Source organism: Micromonospora sp. DH14, assembly GCF_029809455.1.
Classification (GTDB): domain Bacteria; phylum Actinomycetota; class Actinomycetes; order Mycobacteriales; family Micromonosporaceae; genus Micromonospora; species Micromonospora parva.
Window position 1 is genome coordinate 214,335 of the sequence record NZ_JARVKT010000004.1, and the last position, 16,068, is coordinate 230,402.

The 16,068-nt window shown below is 70.7% G+C and carries 7 protein-coding genes; 2 read left to right on the plus strand and 5 right to left on the minus strand.

The genetic code is table 11. The features are described 5' to 3' along the window. Positions 1-69: 69 nt before the first annotated feature. The 3 genes from QCZ28_RS08405 to QCZ28_RS08415 all read right to left on the minus strand — a co-directional run bounded on the left by QCZ28_RS08405 (position 70) and on the right by QCZ28_RS08415 (position 2,289). Positions 70-465 carry a VOC family protein gene (locus QCZ28_RS08405; protein WP_279516041.1) on the minus strand — a complete coding sequence of 132 codons (396 nt, stop codon included), beginning with the start codon at positions 463-465 and terminating at the stop codon, positions 70-72. A 15-nt stretch (positions 466-480) separates the two neighbouring features. Next, positions 481-1,248 carry an ArsR family transcriptional regulator gene (locus QCZ28_RS08410; RefSeq protein WP_279516042.1) on the minus strand — a complete coding sequence of 256 codons (768 nt, stop codon included), beginning with the start codon at positions 1,246-1,248 and terminating at the stop codon, positions 481-483. Positions 1,249-1,359: 111 nt separating this feature from the next. Further along, positions 1,360-2,289 carry an NADP-dependent oxidoreductase gene (locus QCZ28_RS08415; RefSeq protein WP_347815094.1) on the minus strand — a complete coding sequence of 310 codons (930 nt, stop codon included), beginning with the start codon at positions 2,287-2,289 and terminating at the stop codon, positions 1,360-1,362. 51 nt (positions 2,290-2,340) lie between these two features. Between QCZ28_RS08415 and QCZ28_RS08420 the strand changes: the two genes are divergently transcribed. After that, a complete protein-coding gene (locus QCZ28_RS08420) occupies positions 2,341-3,027 on the plus strand; it encodes a helix-turn-helix domain containing protein (RefSeq protein WP_279516044.1) in 687 nt (228 codons plus the stop codon). A 299-nt stretch (positions 3,028-3,326) separates the two neighbouring features. Beyond that, on the plus strand, positions 3,327-6,185 hold the full coding sequence (locus QCZ28_RS08425; protein ID WP_279516045.1) for an immunoglobulin-like domain-containing protein: 2,859 nt from the start codon (positions 3,327-3,329) through the stop codon (positions 6,183-6,185). Positions 6,186-6,278: 93 nt separating this feature from the next. On the opposite strand, the gene QCZ28_RS08430 is transcribed toward QCZ28_RS08425, so the two are convergent. Continuing rightward, positions 6,279-8,033 carry a family 43 glycosylhydrolase gene (locus QCZ28_RS08430; RefSeq protein WP_279516046.1) on the minus strand — a complete coding sequence of 585 codons (1,755 nt, stop codon included), beginning with the start codon at positions 8,031-8,033 and terminating at the stop codon, positions 6,279-6,281. A gap of 369 nt (positions 8,034-8,402) precedes the next feature. Further along, on the minus strand, positions 8,403-16,061 hold the full coding sequence (locus QCZ28_RS08435) for a SpvB/TcaC N-terminal domain-containing protein (RefSeq protein ID WP_279516047.1): 7,659 nt from the start codon (positions 16,059-16,061) through the stop codon (positions 8,403-8,405). Between the last annotated feature and the right edge of the window lie 7 nt (positions 16,062-16,068).

Below are 16,068 nucleotides of genomic sequence, written 5' to 3' on the forward strand. Positions count from 1 at the left end.
CGCGTACGGCCTGGCAGCGCCGACGCGCGCTGGCAGGGTCCACCGTGTCGCCGGCCGGTCACCACGAGGTCATTGGGTGGCGGGGCGGGGGGCGGGCTGGAACAGTTCGATGAGGTTGGCGGCGGGGTCGGCGAGCAGGATCTGGCGCCCGCCGGGGCCGGCGATCACGTCGCTGCGGAACGACACTCCCTCGCCGCGTAGTCGGTCGATCTCCGCATCCAGATCGTCGACGGTGAGGTGGATGCGGTTGCGTCCGGCGTCCGCGGCGTCGTCGGGGGTGGCGCGGGCGCCGGAGCTGGCCGGTCCGGACAGCAGCAGCCGCAGCGGGCCGCGTACGACGTCGGCGAAGGCGGGCACGGCGCTGGTGTGCACTGTGAAGCCGAGATGGGTGGTGTAGAAGCCGAGGGCCGCTTGGACGTCATCGACGATGTAACGGACGCTGGCGTGCTGCTCAGTCGCTGTCATGGCGGCATCTCTCCGTTAGGTTCGGGTGGCGTTGAGGGCAGGCAGCAGGTGTCGGACGCGGGTGTCGATGTCGGCCGCGACGCGCTGGAAGGCGGGGTAGCTGGCCTGCTCAGTGTCGCCGGCAGTGGCGGGGTCGGGGATGCTCCAGTGCACTCTGCGCGGGTGGTCGGGGAAGTCGGGGCAGGCCTCGCGGGCCTTGTCGCACAGGCTGATGACGTAGTCGAACCGGCGGCCGGTCAGCGTGTCCCAGTGCCGGGGGCGCTGGTCGGTGATGTCGAGGTCGTAATCCTCGCGCACCACCCGTACGGCGTTGGCGTGCAGGTGCGGCTTGGGCTGGCTGCCGGCGCTGGCCACGCTGACGTGACCACCGGTGTGCTGCCGGAGCAGGGCTTCGGCGATCGGTGAGCGGGCGCTGTTGCCGGTGCAGACGAACAGCACGTCAAGGCGGGGTACGCGCCGCAGGTCCAGGTGGGGCACGAGGGCCTCGCGGCGCAGCGCCGGGTGCAGCGCGCTGCCGGTTTCGGTCAGCGCCTCGGCGCAGCGTTCCAGGTCCAGGTGGTAGTAGCTGTCGCGGCCGTCGAAGCTGCTGCGTGTGGTGGTGACCAGCCCGCCGTCGCGCAGCAGCCGCAGGTGGTAGGAGACCAGGTTCTGTGGCTCGTCGACGAGCGTCACCAGTTCCCGGACCCGGTAGTCGCTGGCCGCGAGCGCGGTCAGCAGCCTCCACCGCAGCGGATGGGCGGCGAGACGCACGAACGCCGGGGCGGCTTGACTCGACAGCACCATGACCGGAAGGTACATCAAGCAGAAGTGATGCATCAAGCGGATTTGATGGATTGGCCGTTGAGTAGCAGAACTCCGGAACCGCCCGCCCCAGGGGGCGGGCGGTCGGGCGCGCTACGGCTTCAGCACGATCTTTCCTCGGGCGTGGCGGGACTCACTCAACTCGTGGGCGGCGGCCGCTTCCTCCAGGGAGAAGACGGCGGCGACCGGCACCATGAAGCGGCCCCGCTCGGCGAGTTCGCCGGCGGCGGCGATGCCTTCGAGAGCCGGTGAGTCCGCGCCGGGACCAGAGCCCCGCGACAGGTGTACGCCGTACTCCGGGGCGTTGATGTCAGCGATGCTCACCACCCTGTCCGGGCCGGAGACCAGCCGGACCAGGTCGGGTATCGAGCCGGAGCCGGCACAGTCGAGTACCGCATCCACTCCGCCCGGCAGCAGCGCGTCGACCCGCCCGGCCAGCCCGGAGCCGTAGGTGGTCGGGATGGCCCCGAGCGAGGCGAGGAAGCCATGGTTGCGGTCGCTGGCCGTGCCGATGACGGCCGCGCCGCGAGCGACAGCGAGTTGGATCGCCGTCGTGCCGACCCCGCCGGCCGCACCCTCGATCAACAGCGTGGTGCCGGCCCGCACGCCCAGCAGGTCGAGCACGCGGGTGGCCGTCTCGATGTTGCCGGCCGCGCCGCCCACCTGTTCCCAGCTCAGGGCGGCCGGCTTCGGTGCCCACGCGGCCAGGACGGCGTATTCGGCGTTCGCTCCGCCCATCTGGGCGTAGTCCGTGATCCCGAACACCTCGTCGCCTATCCGAGCCGTGGTCACCCCGTCACCGATCTCATCCACCACTCCGGCCGCGTCGACGCCGGGCACGTGCGGCAGACGAAGCGGAATCCACTCCTGGAATCGGCCAGCGCGGACGTATGTGTCGGCCGGATTGACCCCCGAGGCCCGAACCGCCACCCGGATCTGCCCGGGTCCGGCGTGCGGTTCCGGTGCCTCTGAGACGGCAAGCACACTGGCGGGACCGTACTGGGAAAATTGCAGAGCCCTCATGTGCGGGGACGCTAACGCGCCTGCGCCGTTCACCTCGCTAAAGTGAGAGCAGTGACCGCCCGTTTGTCTCACACCCTTCGCTCCGACGCGCTGGACAACCGCGAGCGCATCCTCGACGCCGCCCGCGCGGTCTTCGCCGTTGCGGGTCTGGACGTGCCGATGCGGGAGGTCGCACGGCGTGCCGGAGTGGCGCCGGCCACCCTGTACCGCCGGTTCCCGACCAAGGAGACGTTGGTCACCGAGGCCTTCGCAGAGCAGATGTACGCCTGCCGCGCCGTCGTCGACGAGGGTCTCGCCGATCCGGATCCGTGGCACGGTTTCTGTCTTGTCATTGAGAAGATGTGTGAGCTGAACGCCCGCGACGGGGGTTTTACCGCGGCTTTGATCTCGACGTTTCCCAATGCCGTGGATTTCGACGCGCGCCGCGAATACGCTCTTCGGTCGATCGCCGAGCTGGCCCGCCGGGCGAAGGAAGCCGGTCGTCTGCGCCCCGACTTCGCCCTGGACGACGTCATCCTCGTACTCATGGCCAACAGCGGTATCCACGCGCCGTCGCCGGCCGCCAGGGTCGCCGCGTCCCGGCGCTTCGCCGCGCTCGCCATCCAGGCATTCCGCGCCAGCCCGGATGCCTCGCCGCTGCCGCCTGCGGCGCGGCTGGCACCACCCGCACCGGTGTCGCGCGGGCTGGCGGAGCCCGGCGACGAGGGCGGCCTGGCCGCCGGTCAGCCGCTGCCCTGACCCTCGGCCGTCGTCGCCGGCGCGGGATGGGCCTCCTCGTCGCTCTGGGTGAGGCCGACCCCGAGTGCCCACCGTCAACCACGCAGTCCGTGGCGCCGGGCCGCAACGTGCTGCGTTGACCCGGCAGCACAGCGTAGTTAGCGTTAACAACCCCCGTCCACATCAGAGGGAGCCATCCACCGGTCAAGGAGGGTCCATTGAGACTGCGACAGCGAAGGCCACGTCTCGGGTTGAGTCGGAGAGGTAGAGGTGTCGCGGTCCTGGCACTGGGTGCGCTGCTCTCGGTCTCGTTCGCGACGGTGCCCGCGCACGCTGCCGAGGAGCAACTCGACGACGGTCTGGTGCACCATTTCGCGCTCGACGAGACCAGTGGGACGACATTGGTCAACTCGGGTAGCGCGGGCTCGGCGGCGAACGCCACACTGGTGAACCCCGGGAAGGCGACCTTGACCGGCGAGGGAGTCAGGTTCAACCCCGGCTCCTACGAGAGCGCCCTCGACGGCGCGTACGTGAAGCTGCCGAACGACATCACCGCCGGCATGTCCAACCTCACCGTCGACTATGACGTGTGGGTTGACCCGGCGAACGTCGGCGAGCACCAGATGTGGGGTTTTGGTCGCAAGTCCGGCTCCTGCGACGTCGACACCGGCGCCGAGGGCTCCATCTTCGCGTCGAACACCCAGCGGTTCCGCGTCGCGGTGGGTTCGGCGAACGTCCAGCAGAACCGCGTCCGCATGCTGGAGGGAGCGTGGACGCACGTCACCTTCACCCAGTCACTGAACTCGACCGGTACGAGCTGGACCGGCAGGCTCTACCTCGACGGCGTGCTGCACGCGACGTCGACGAACCTGACCACGCCGCCCTCGGTGAACGCCGCGGGGACGAACTGCAATTTCCTGGGTCGCTCGCAGACGTCCGGCCACTATTCGTTCCGCGGGACGATCCGAGACTTCCGGGTGTACGACCGGGCGGTGGGTCTCGACGAGACACTCGCCCTCGCGCAGCGGACCGTCTCCGACGGCGTCCGCGCCGACACCGACGCCATCGACCTCGGTCTGACCAGTGCGATCGTCCGTGACATCACGCTGCCGAAGGTGGGCTCCGTGGCGGGCTCGACCATCACGTGGACGAGCTCCGACCCGTCGGTCGTCGCGGTCCACACCCCGCCGGCCGTCGCCAGCGCCCGCAAGGTGGCGGTGACCGGCAGGATCACCCGGCCCGCGCAGGGGCAGCCGGACGCGACGGCCACGCTCACGGCGACTGTCCGCAAGGGCGCCCAGGAGGTCGGCACGCGGGACATCCCCGTCGTGGTGAAGGCCGAGTTCGACGATGCGCAGGCTGTCGACCGTGACACCTTCGACCTGGCCCTGAACACCACCAACGACGTACGCGGAAACCTCGACCTTGCCGCCAGCGGCGAGTTCGGCTCCACGATCACCTGGAGGTCGACCACCGACCTCGTCACCCCGACGGGTGTGGTCACCCGCCCGGCCTTCGGCCGTGCGGATGTTGCCGCCACCCTGACCGCGACCATCACCAAGGGCGCGACCTCGCAGACGAAGTCGTTCCCGGTGCGCGTCGTCGCCATGCCGCGCTCCGAGGAGTACGAGCGGTACTTCATGGGGTACTTCAAGGGTGAGGGGATCGCCGACGGCGAGCAGATCATGTTCGCGACATCCAACGGGAACACCGCGCTGGACTGGACCGGCCTGACCGGTGGTCGGCCGTCGCTCATCTCCCAGTTGGGCGACCAGGGCCTTCGTGACCCGCACATCGTCCGCTCACCCGACGGCGACACGTTCTACATGATCGCCACCGACCTGAACTGGTACGACCAGGGCGGATACGCCATCAACGACACCCAGTACATCGAGGTGTTCGAGTCGCACGACCTGGTGAACTGGACCCCGCAGCGGCACGTGAAGGTCGCGCCCGACAACGCGGGCAACGCCTTCGCGCCGGAGTCGCTGTGGGTCGAGGAGATCGGCGCCTACGTCGTGTTCTGGGCCCAGTCGCTGTGGAGCGACCCGGTGAACCGCACGGGTCAGGGCAACGCGCAGATGTGGTACGCCACGACGCGGGACTTCCAGACGTTCTCCGCTCCACAGGTCTGGCAGAACCCGGCCCCGCTGTCGCGGATCGACACGACAGCGATCCGGGTCGGCGACAACTACTACCGCGTGACCAAGAACGAGGCCGGCAACCAGGGCTCGGACATCTTCTCGGAGAAGCACACCGACTTCCTGGACAGCAACATCGACAACTGGACGTTGGTCGCGCCGGCGCTGGGGCGCACGACGTGGGTCGCCAACCAGGGGTACGAGGGACCGGTCATCTTCAAGGCCAACCCCGGTGACACCGCCTGCCCCGGCCAGTTCTACCTCTGGGGTGACCGGTACACGAACGGCGGTGGGTACCAGGCCGCGTGCCACGAGAACATCGAGGCGCCGACCTGGAACGCCAAGGCGATCACGATGACCAACGCGGGTGTCGTCCGTCCGCGTCACGGCACCGTGATCCCGCTGACCGTGCGCGAGTGGAACGACATCCGCGGGATCCCGAACAGCGACGTCGCGACCACCACCGAGGTGGCCGTCCAGCCGTACGCGAGCGGTGCCCAGGCGACCACGGCCACCGTGACCGTCACGGCAGCCGACGGGTTCGAGACCGGCGGTCAGGTGCGGCTCAGCGTCGGCTCGTGGTCGACGCTCGCCCACCTGAGCGACGGCGCGGCCACGGTCACGCTGCCGACGGGCCTGCCTGCGGGTGCCCGGACGGTCAAGGCCGAATACCTGGGCTTCGACTACCTGAAGGCGTCGGAGGCCACGGCGTCGTTCGAGGTGCCCTCCGGTACGGCCGCCGTCAAGGTCCACGCGAAGGCCACGCCGGCGTCGGTTGTCCGCGGGGACACGTTCACGCTGAACGTGAGCGTGGGGCCGGCGGGCGGGCCCAAGAAGAACGCTCCGACCCCGACCGGCGAGGTCACCGTCACCTTCGGTGGCACCGTGCAGGTCGTGCCGCTGGCGGACGGTAAGGCCGTCGTCGAGTTGCCGACCGCTGGTCTGCGGCGCGGGTCGTACCGGGTCCACGTCGCCTACTCCGGCAACCCGACCTACCAGCCCCACGCCGGTGACTATCAGAAGTTGACGGTGCGGTAGCCAGCCCAGGAACCCGCACCGCTGAGGGGTGGCGCGGGAAGGAGCGGGCGGGATCATCCCGCCCGCTCCCCTCGTGCTCGGCCCGCGACCGGACTACGGAGTGATCATGCCCTTCGAGACGGCCAGGTTGTAGTTCTCGCCGAACACGTTGAGTTCGTGGACGCCGACCTTGACGTTCTCGGTCGTACCCAGGACCTTCAGCCTGACCGCGTTCGTCAGCACCCGGTCGAAGGTGACGTAGTCAGCCGTGTACGCGGTGGTGTTCGTGCTCCTGTCGACCAGGGGCCGCCACGTGTTGGTGGGGATGTCCTTGTACTCCAGCGTGTACCGCACCGCGTTGTCACTGGTGAACGTGCGCCCGAGCTCCTTCCACTGGATCTGCGCGGCGGAGATGTGGAAGACGGTCCCGAAGCCCCTGATGTACGTGGGCGCGGCGTCGCTGTCCGCCGGCTCCCACCACGTGGAGAGGGAACGGTCCGATCCGTAGTACGGGTTACGCCCGGGGGCATAGCTGCTTGCCCAGTACGCCTGGCTGTTGGTGGCCACGTTGTAGAGCCCGACATCGTCCCGGCCCGAGATCTTCTTCCCCGGGGCCAGTTGCGGCGTGTTGGACAACTCGCAGTCGATCGCTCCCCGTTTCGGACCGGCGGGAATCACGGTGCAGACGTCCATGCCCAGTCGCCGCTCGAAGAACTCCTCGTAGGCGATGACATAGGTGTAGAAGAACACCAGGTTTCCGGAGTTGTCGAGGACGAAGCTGCCGTGCCCGGCGTTCGGGTACACCGCACTCGGGTGGTTGTTCCCGTAGCCGATCGGGTTCTGCTGGGTGACCTTGAATCCGGAAAGCGGTTTGTCCGAGGTCATCACGCCGGTCGCGTACGTGGTGAACTCCGTGCCGCCGGACGCGACCGAGAGGTAGTAGGTGTCCCCCACCTTGAACAGCTGCGAGCCCTCCACGTACCCGTGCGTGTAGGTGGCCTTGTTGTCACCGATGTGCTGCCACTCCTGGCGCGGGTCGAAAGTCCAGAGCACGACCGGGTCGCTGATGAGCTGGCGAGGATTGTTCGGGTCGAGTTCGGCGCCCATGATCGGTGAGCCGATGTTGTACGTCAGATACAGCCGACCGTCGGTGTCCGGGAAGAACTGCACGTCGCCGACGCTCAGGGTCTGGCCGGTCGGGCGCAGGAAGTTGCCCATGCTGGTCCACGGCCCGGTGGGCGAGTCGGCCTGATAGACCGGCGTGTTGTTGCCGGCCATGTAGAACTTGTCGCCGAGCTGGACGACGGTCGGCGCGACCAGGCCCAGGTTCATCTGGTGGGGTGTCCACGTGAGGTAGTCGGTGGTGGACCAGACGGTGCGGTTGTTGTTCGGTGCGTTCTGCATGGCACCTGACGCGTAGAGGTAGATGGTCCCGTCGACGTTCAGCGCGGACCAGTCCGCCCCGGTCCGGGCGGAGTTCTCCGAGATCCTGCTGAAGCCAACTGTGGATCGGCCCGCCAGCGTCCGCCCGGACGCTGCCGTCCACGTCTCCAGGTTCAAGCTGGCCGGGATCTGCGACGTGTTCGCGACGTTCGCGTCGGTGGGTGGCATCGTCCCCACGATGTTGCGCACCGCCATCCCCGGCAGGTTGATCGGGTTGACGTACGTCTGGGCCATGTCGACACCGGCCAGTGGCACCTTGGCGGACGGGGTCTGCGGTCCGACGCCCGGCGGTGCCGACGGCACGGGCTTCTCCGCCGCGGCCGGCACGATCGGTGCCAGTTGACCCACCCCAATTCCCACCAGGAGAGCGAGGCCAATGGCTGCCAACCCTCGACGTCGTTTCCCGGCGGTCCTCTCGATAACCATCAGGTCCCACCTTCCTTCTGGTCGTGATAGCGCTAACAACAAACGGCGTCGCCCGATTTTCGGACAACCGACTTCACGTGGTCGGTTGCTGGGTGTGAGGCACCCTTCGAATAGCCGAGAAGGGTGGGAGAAGGCGGGTCCGCTCGACCAGCTGGGCGCTCAGCGCGCACGTTCATGGGCTCGGTCTCGCCCAGCGAGCGAGGATCAGCGACGGGCAGCTGTTAGCGCTAACAAGGTTTCGGTGATGTTAACCGTACTATCTGGAGCCTGTCAAGAACGTCAATGCCCGCGCCCGGAACCGTCGCCGCCCGTAGGCGACGGTTCCGGGCCTAGACCCTCGGCCGCGCGCGTCCCGGTACGCGCCGTCGGTCACCACCAGTCGAAGTAGCGGCCGGCGTGGAAGATCCCCACACCGATGGCGGCGACGATGCCGACCGCGAGCACGACCGGGGCGATCACCACGCTGCCGGCCGCGACGCCGATGGCACCAGCGGCGATGGCCAGACCCGCGCCGATGCCGACGGCGCCGGCCACCACCCCCGGGGTGTCGCCAGCCTCGGCGGCCCGGTTCATGCTGACGTACGAGACGGCGGCCAGACCGATGCCACCGATCACCAGTCCGGCGGTCATCGCGCTGACGGTGGCGACCGTGGCGCCCGGCACGGCGATGGCGTACAACTCCAGGCCACCGCCGACCGCGCCGAGCGCGTCACCGACGCCCATCTCCCAGTCGCCCTGCTGGTAGTCACCCCACAGGGCGAACGCCGACAGGCCGAACCCGACGACGCTGAGCCCCTTGCCGGCCATGCCGGTCCGGCCCGGCAGTCCGCGCACGTGCTCCGGCGCCGTGGCGGTGGCCGGGATCTTCCGTCCCCGTCCCGGGTTGGTCGCCGTGCGGATCGCGTTTCCCACGCTGGCCGGCGCGTCGGTCTCGGTGATGATGACGGCCTGGGACCGCTTGCCGGCCATGGTGCCGCTCGGGTTGGCCTGGATCGCGGCGTCCGCGTCCCGGGTCGCCGCCCGGGCGATGTCACCGGCCTTGTCGTACACGTCGGTCGACTTGATCTGCTTGACGGTGGTCGCGGTCTCCAGGTCGAAGTCCGCCGTGTTGTCGCGCCACGGCATGCCGTACAGCCATTCGAGGATGTTGCCGCGGAACGTCCCCCGGCCGCCCTTGAACTTGAAGTTCCAGATGAACTTCTCGGCGGCGGGCGCGGTGTGCGCGGCGGCGCCACCGGTGACGCCGGGTGCGGCCGGCGTCTCGCCGCCGGGGTCGGCCGGCGGCGCGGCCGGCGGCGGTTCGGGTGGCGGAGCCGGTGCGGGTGGTGGCGGCTCGGCCGGTGGGGGCTCCGGCGGGGGCGGAGGCGGCGCCGGCTTCGGTTTCGGCGGTGCCGGCGGCGGAAGTACGGCGTGCAGCACCCAGGTGCCGCCCGGGTGCTCGGACCAGGTGCCCCCCTCCAGGTTGAGGGTGACGTTGGGCTGGTAGTAGATGACCGAGTTCTTGTTGTTGATCCGGGGATCGAGCGTCGCGCCGTGGCTGCTGAGATAGCGGCGGAAGTCCTCCACCGTGGGGTTCTCGGATCCGGTGAAGTGGGGCTCCGAGATGGAGATGTCGTGGGTCTCCGGCCCCTTGACCGTGATGGGTTTGAACCCCGCCGGGTCGGCCATCCCGACCGGATTGTTGCGGCAGTACCGGAACAGGTTGCCCCCGTCGACGAAGCCACCCGGGTCGGTGCTCGCCCACCGGCCCAGCCACGGCACGTAGTACCGCGCCCCGGCATAGCAGAAGCCGGTCTCGTCGTCCGCCTCGTGCCCGCCGAAGCGGTACCGCTTCAGGCTGAGGTCGACGCCCGGCCGGCCGTACCGGTACGCGGTAGTGCCGTACGGGTGGTACTCCTCGTAGGAGATGATCACCCCGGCCGCGTCGGTCTCCAGCGCGGCCGAGCCGAGGTGGTTGGTGAGCTGGTAACGGATCAGCGGAACGCCGAGCGGGTTGGCCGGGTCGAAGCCGCCGACGTCGACGGTCTTGACGTCCACCTGGGCGACCGGGCCGGTGTCGTCGGCGATCGTGGTGGTCCAGCGCTCGTGCTGGAGGGTGCCGGTGACCCGGTTGCGCCGCCGGAACACGGTGACCGCACCCAGGAAGATCCATTCCAGTTGGACGCTGCCCGGCCGGTCCACGATCTTGCGCAGCCGCTGCCCGCTCGCGGCGTAGACGAACCGGGCCTCACCGCCGCCGCCGAGGTCGACCCGGCTGAGCTGGTCACGGACGTTCCACTCCAGCGCCGGCAGGTGCGGCATGACGGTCAGGTTGCCGACGGCGTCGTGCGCGTACCCGGCCGAGTAGGGGCCACCCTCGGCGTCACCGGGGACGCTCGTGGCGGCCAGTCGGTTCGTGGCGTCGGCCGGGTCGTCCTGGTACGCGTACCGGTGGTGCCGGGTCCAGCCGGCACCCACCCCGGCCTGCGTCCGGAAGCGGTGCCGGAGCACGGTGAGGTTGCCGAGCGGGTCGTACTCGTACTCCTCGGTGTAGGCACGTACCGCCCCGGCGTCGGTGAGGCTGCCGGCCGGCGGCACGTCGGTGTGGTCGCGGATCGCGTCGTTCGGCGCCCCGGCCAGCTCCCGCCCGCTCGCCCGGACCAGCTGGTAGAGCGGGTCGTACGCGTAGTCGCTGCCGGCCGGCACCGCCGCGTTGGCGAAGAAGGTGGGCGCGCCCGGCTCGGCCACCCGGGTCAGGTTGCCCACCGGGTCGTACGTGTAGCGCAGGTCGCGTACCCCGGCGGTGAGCAGCCGCTCCAACCGGAAGCTCATCGGGTCGTAGAAGTACTCGGTGACCAGGCCGTTGCCGTGCCGGGCGAACCGCCGCCGGCCCAGCGCGTCGTAGTCCTGCTCGGACAGGAACTCCACCTCCGCGCCCTGGCCACGCAGCCGCGCGGTGAGCCGGCCCAGCATGCCGCCCTCAAGGTAGGTCGGTCGTAGCTCGGTGGCGTCGGGCAGGGTGACCAGTGTTGGGCGGTTGAGCGCGTCGTACTCGGCGGCGGTGCCGAAGACCTCGCTCTCCAGCAGCGGCGCCGCGGCGGCCAGCAGCGCGGCGTGGTCGGGCGCGGCGGCCACCGGCGACCAGTCCGGGCCCGCGACGTCATCGGTGGCGAGCCTGCGTTCGGCCCGCCGCGGGTTGCCCTTGAAGTCGACAGCGGGGACCCGCACCTGGCCCGCCTGGTCGAACACGAGATAGGGCACGCCGTGCAGGCCCAGCGTCGCCGCGTCCGGGTGCCGGTCGCCGAAGACCACGTACTGCACGCAGCGCTCCGCGCCGGCGGACTCGGTGACGTACACGCCCACCGGCCGGTGCAGGGCGTCGTACGTCGTGCGGAACGTCCGACCGTGTTCGTCCCAGATCCGGCGCACCCCGCCGAGCACATCCTGGAACACCCACCGTTCGCCCTTCTCCGCGCTCCACGAGCGCACCCCCGCGCCGTGCATGGCGGTGGCCGCGCTGGCGATGTGCCGACCCAGCGCGTCGTACCCGTCCGAGGACCGGCCGGTGAGGTCTCCGGTGGTGCGTACGCCGAAGCGCTGACCGGCGCCCCGGTCGGCCACCGAGTAGACGGCCCGACCCAGGCTGTCGAAGTGGACCACGGACGGCGTGTCGGCGTGCGCGGCGGCGAGCCACGCGGCGCGGACGGCCGGGTCGACCGGTTCCGGATCGGAGACGGCAGGGCTGCCCCGCTCGGCGTACCACTGGCTGTCGAGCACCGTGTCGTTGGCGTCGAACAACCGGTTCGACCAGGCAGTGGACTCGACCCGGCTGAGGGTTCCGTCCGGATACCGGGTCAGCACGGCCCGACCCAACGGGTCGTAGTACCGGATCGCGGTGGCGCCGATCTCGCGCAGCGCCGCCGCGTCCTCGTACTCGTGGGTGGTGCTGAAGTAGGGCTGGTACCGCTTCACCGGGTTGCCCTTGTTGTTGACCACCGTGCGGCCGGTGCCGACCCAGCGTGGGTCGGCGTCCACCTCGACGGCCACCCCGTCCTCCCCCACCTCGAGGGCCCTGCCGGGATGCACCCGCGACTTGGTGATCGCCACCCCACCGGTGCCGGTGCTGTACTCGTAACTCTCCAGCCAGCGCGTGTTGGTCGGGCCGTGCCGTTCCCGGTGCAGGCCCCGGCTGTAGGCGGGCTGGCCGTTGACCATCCAGTTGAACGGGTCGTAGGTGAACGTCAACGTCGGATCGTCGAGCGTGTCACCGTCCCCGGCGCCGGGCCGCCCGAGCAGCGCCGAGGCCACCACCCGGCCCAACTCGTCGTAGCGCACCGCGCGGCGCTGCCCGTTCGGGTCGGTGACGAGGCTCGGGCCCAACACCCGGTAGTCGTTGACGGCGGTGGTGACCGACCAGGCCGCCTGGTCGATGGTCACCCGCTCGGTGAGCAGGTGGTAGTCGTCGAAGGTGACCGCCGTCGCCAGGCCGAGCGCGTCCCGGGCCCCGTTGGACAGGTAGAAGTGCGCGGCCGCATCGGCGGGATAGCGCAGCTCGCCCGAGGGGATCCACCAGTCCGGGCCGCCGTCGAGCTGCACGTATCCGGCGGCGGCCAGGTCCGCGCCGGTGACTGCCGTGCCGTAGCCGGCAGCCAGCGCGGCCGGCGTGAAGGCGAGCTGGTACGTCTGGTGTCCCAACCCCAGGCTGTCCCACTGCCCGGCCGGCAGCGGCGCCAACGCGTTGTCCCGGAACCGCACCTGTGACCGGGACAGCAACCGCCGCTGCGCGCTGAGGCCGTCGGCCACCACCTCGTACCCGATCGGGGTGGCCGTTGCGATCCCGGCGAGCAGTTCGGCGCGGGTGAACAGCAGGCCGGCCGGGGCCAGCCCGGTCAGTTCGTGGCCGACCGCCTCGTACGCGGTGCGGATCCGGTACGCCGGCACGGGCACCGTGTCGTCGATGTCCGGGGTGTAGCTCTGCTCGCCGTACGTGACGTGGCGGCGCCGCTGCTCGGCAGTCACCTCGGCGGGCAGGTCCGGGTCGGGGGTGGTGCGGCCGTAGACCACCGCGGCGGCCTGCACGACGGTGCCGTACGGGCCGAGGACCAGGTTGAGCCGGTGGCTGATCCGGGGCTCATCCGGCTCCCGGTCATAGGAGAGGCTGACCGCCTCCCGTTCGACGGCGACGAACACCCGCGCGTCCAGCCGCTGCACCTCGTACGTCTGCTCGACCACCCCGTACGGGTGTTCCTGCGCGGCAGTGCCGTCGTACGAGTACACCTCCTGCCGCAGCGGCAGGCCGCGCAGCGCCCGGAGGCTCTCCCGCAGCTCCGCGGCGGAGACTCCGACCGGCAGCTCCACGGTGGGCAGGTGCCGGCCGGCGTACCACTCGGCGGACAGGTCGACCGGGGCTCCGGTGTGGTACCAGGTCTTCGTGGTGACCGGTGGCTGGAACAGCTCGGGCGAGGTGTCCTGATTCCCGTCGACCGCCTCGACGCCGAGCACGTGGTCCACGAACGACTCGCCGTCGAACTGCTCGACCATGCCGAAGCCGGCGAACTCCCGCTCGACGCCGTCGTAGTGCCCATGGTGGTAGCGGTAGCCGGTGACCAGCCGGGTCCCGGCGATCCGGTCGACCTGTTCCACCCGCTCGACGACCTGCACCGGGAACGGCAGCCGGGTGACCCACGGCTGGCCGTTTCGCCGGTCGGCGAGGTGGAAGGCGGTGGAGGCGGCGTACCGGATGGTGGTTTCGCCGCCCAGGTTGTTCACCACCCGGCTGAGCAGGTGGGGCTTGCCGTCGGCGGCCAGGTCCAGGTAACGCACCGGACCGGTGGCGTCGCCGGGCAGCGGCGACGACCAGACCAGGCAGCCGGTGCCGGTGCCCAGCAGGTCGGTCACCGTCACCGTCGAGTCGGGCGTGACATGCGGCAGGTCGGGCAGGTCGGCGGGGGCGGACCAGCTGTTGCCGGACTGGTTGTACCAGAGCCGGATCTCCCGTCGGCCCAGGTAGCACAGGTCCATCATGCCGGTGCCGTCCACGTCGGTGAGGAGCACCCGGGCGGGGTCGAACTCGTCCTGCCCGGTGAACCACGGCGCGTCGTCCATCTCGACCTTGGCGCCGAACCGCCCGTAGCCGACGTTGGGCCAGTAGCAGACGGATCCGTCGCGGACCCGGACCAGGTCGGTGAGGCCGTCGCCGGACATGTCGGCGAGGAAGACGCTCTGCCGGTCGTCGGAGCGCAGCAGCCGTGGGCCGCGATCCTCGTCGGCGGGCCAGAGCGCGGATCGCGCCGGGCCGTACCCCGCCTCGGCCAGCGACTCGTGCCACGTCAGCACGGTGTCCCCGGTGAGCAGCAGGTCGGGCCGGCCGTCCCCGGTGAGATCCAGCAGCAGCAGGTCGGGGCTGGCCCAGTCGACGGCGGGCAACTCGCGGAACGGTTGCAGGTCGGACCAGCCGGCGTCGTCGGTGCGGCGGACGAAGCCCGCCGGGGCGGTGCCGAGTTGGACCAGCTCGATCCGCCCGTCCCCGTTCACGTCGACCAGTTGCTGGCGTCCGCCGGCCAGGTCGGTCAGCGACGGCACGGTGGGCAGCGCGGCGACCGGGCCGATCCGGCCGGCGCCGAGATTCGGCCGGTAGTAGAGGGCACCCTCGTGCCCGGTCAGCACCCCGGCGAGTCCTTCCCCGTCCAGGTCCACCCACAGCTCGGTCCGCCCGTCCACACCGGCCGGCAGGTTCGCCAGGCTGTCCCGGTCCAGTTCCCGGGTGGTCGCTGCGATGGTGGCCGGGGTGTACTCGAAGGTCACCGGGGGCAGGGCGGCGCTGGTGTGCCCGCCGCCGACGGCCGGGGCGTAGCCGCGCTGCGTCACCTCGACCAGGGTGGACAGCACCGGACCGGCGGCGTATTCCAGCTCCACCGCGCGCACCAGGCAGTCCGCGCCCACCTCCGGCTCGTCTGGGAAGTGGTGGAACATCAGGATCCGGCGGCACAGCCGGTAGGTGCGGACCTCGAATCCCGGGCGATAGGTGGAGAACGGGTCCGGACGGCAGGTCCAGTCCCCGGTGTCAGCCGGGCGCGGGTCGTCCGGGTCGTGCTCGCCGTAGTCGAACACCACCTCGAACAACCAGCCGGCGTCGGCGACCTGGGCCGGCGTCAGGTCCACCGGGCGTCGACCGTCGGCGTCCAGCAGCGGCACCACGTTGCCGTAGCGCACCGACTTGAGGTAGCGGTTGGTGTGCCGGTCGGTGCGGTGCCGTTCGTGTGGCCGGTCCAGGTCCAGGCCGGTGGTGTCCTCGGCCTTGTAGGTGTAGGTGACGGCGTTGCCCCGGTCGTCCCGGGTCTCGCAGAGCAGCCAGGTGTGCACCTTCGCGCCCCGGCCGATCCGGGAGTCGCCGTCGCGGCCGTACACGGCCAGCAGGTTCGCCCCGGACACCGTGCGCCAGTGCACGTCACCGTCGGAGTCCCGGGTCCACCGCTCGATCCGGGCGAACGCCCCCTCGGTCCTCGGCCGGAACCGCTGCACCGTGTGGCCGGCGACCGGGGTGCCGCCGGGCACCGGGATGAGGTCGTCCTCGCCGGACAGCAGGAAGGTGTCGGTGTCGTCGTAGCGGGGCAGGCCGCGGTCGGTGCGCCGGCTGATGGCCGGCACGGGCAGCTGCCAGCCGAGGCCGAACGGGCCGTTCCCGGCGCCCGAGTCGTAGCTGAGCGTCAGGTCGGGTTGGAACCCGGACCGGCTGCCGCTGACCGGGATGGGCACCGACATGCCGCCGGTCCCGGTGACCGGGTGGGCGGCGAAGGTCTCGCCGATGGCCCGGATCGCGCCGCCGCCGGTGGGCAGGCTGATCGCCGGTCCGCCGAGCCCTGGCCCGGCCGCGCCCTGACCGGCCGGCGGTGCGCCGGTGCCGGCCGCGTCGGCCGTCGGCCCGCCCGGTCCGAACGCTCCACCCGCCGCGTCGGGAGCGCCCGCGCCGGTCGGGTCGGCGGAGCCGCGCCACCGGGAGCCGGGCCCCGGCCCCCACGATCCGCCGCCGACCGGATAGCTGGTCGTCACGCCGCCC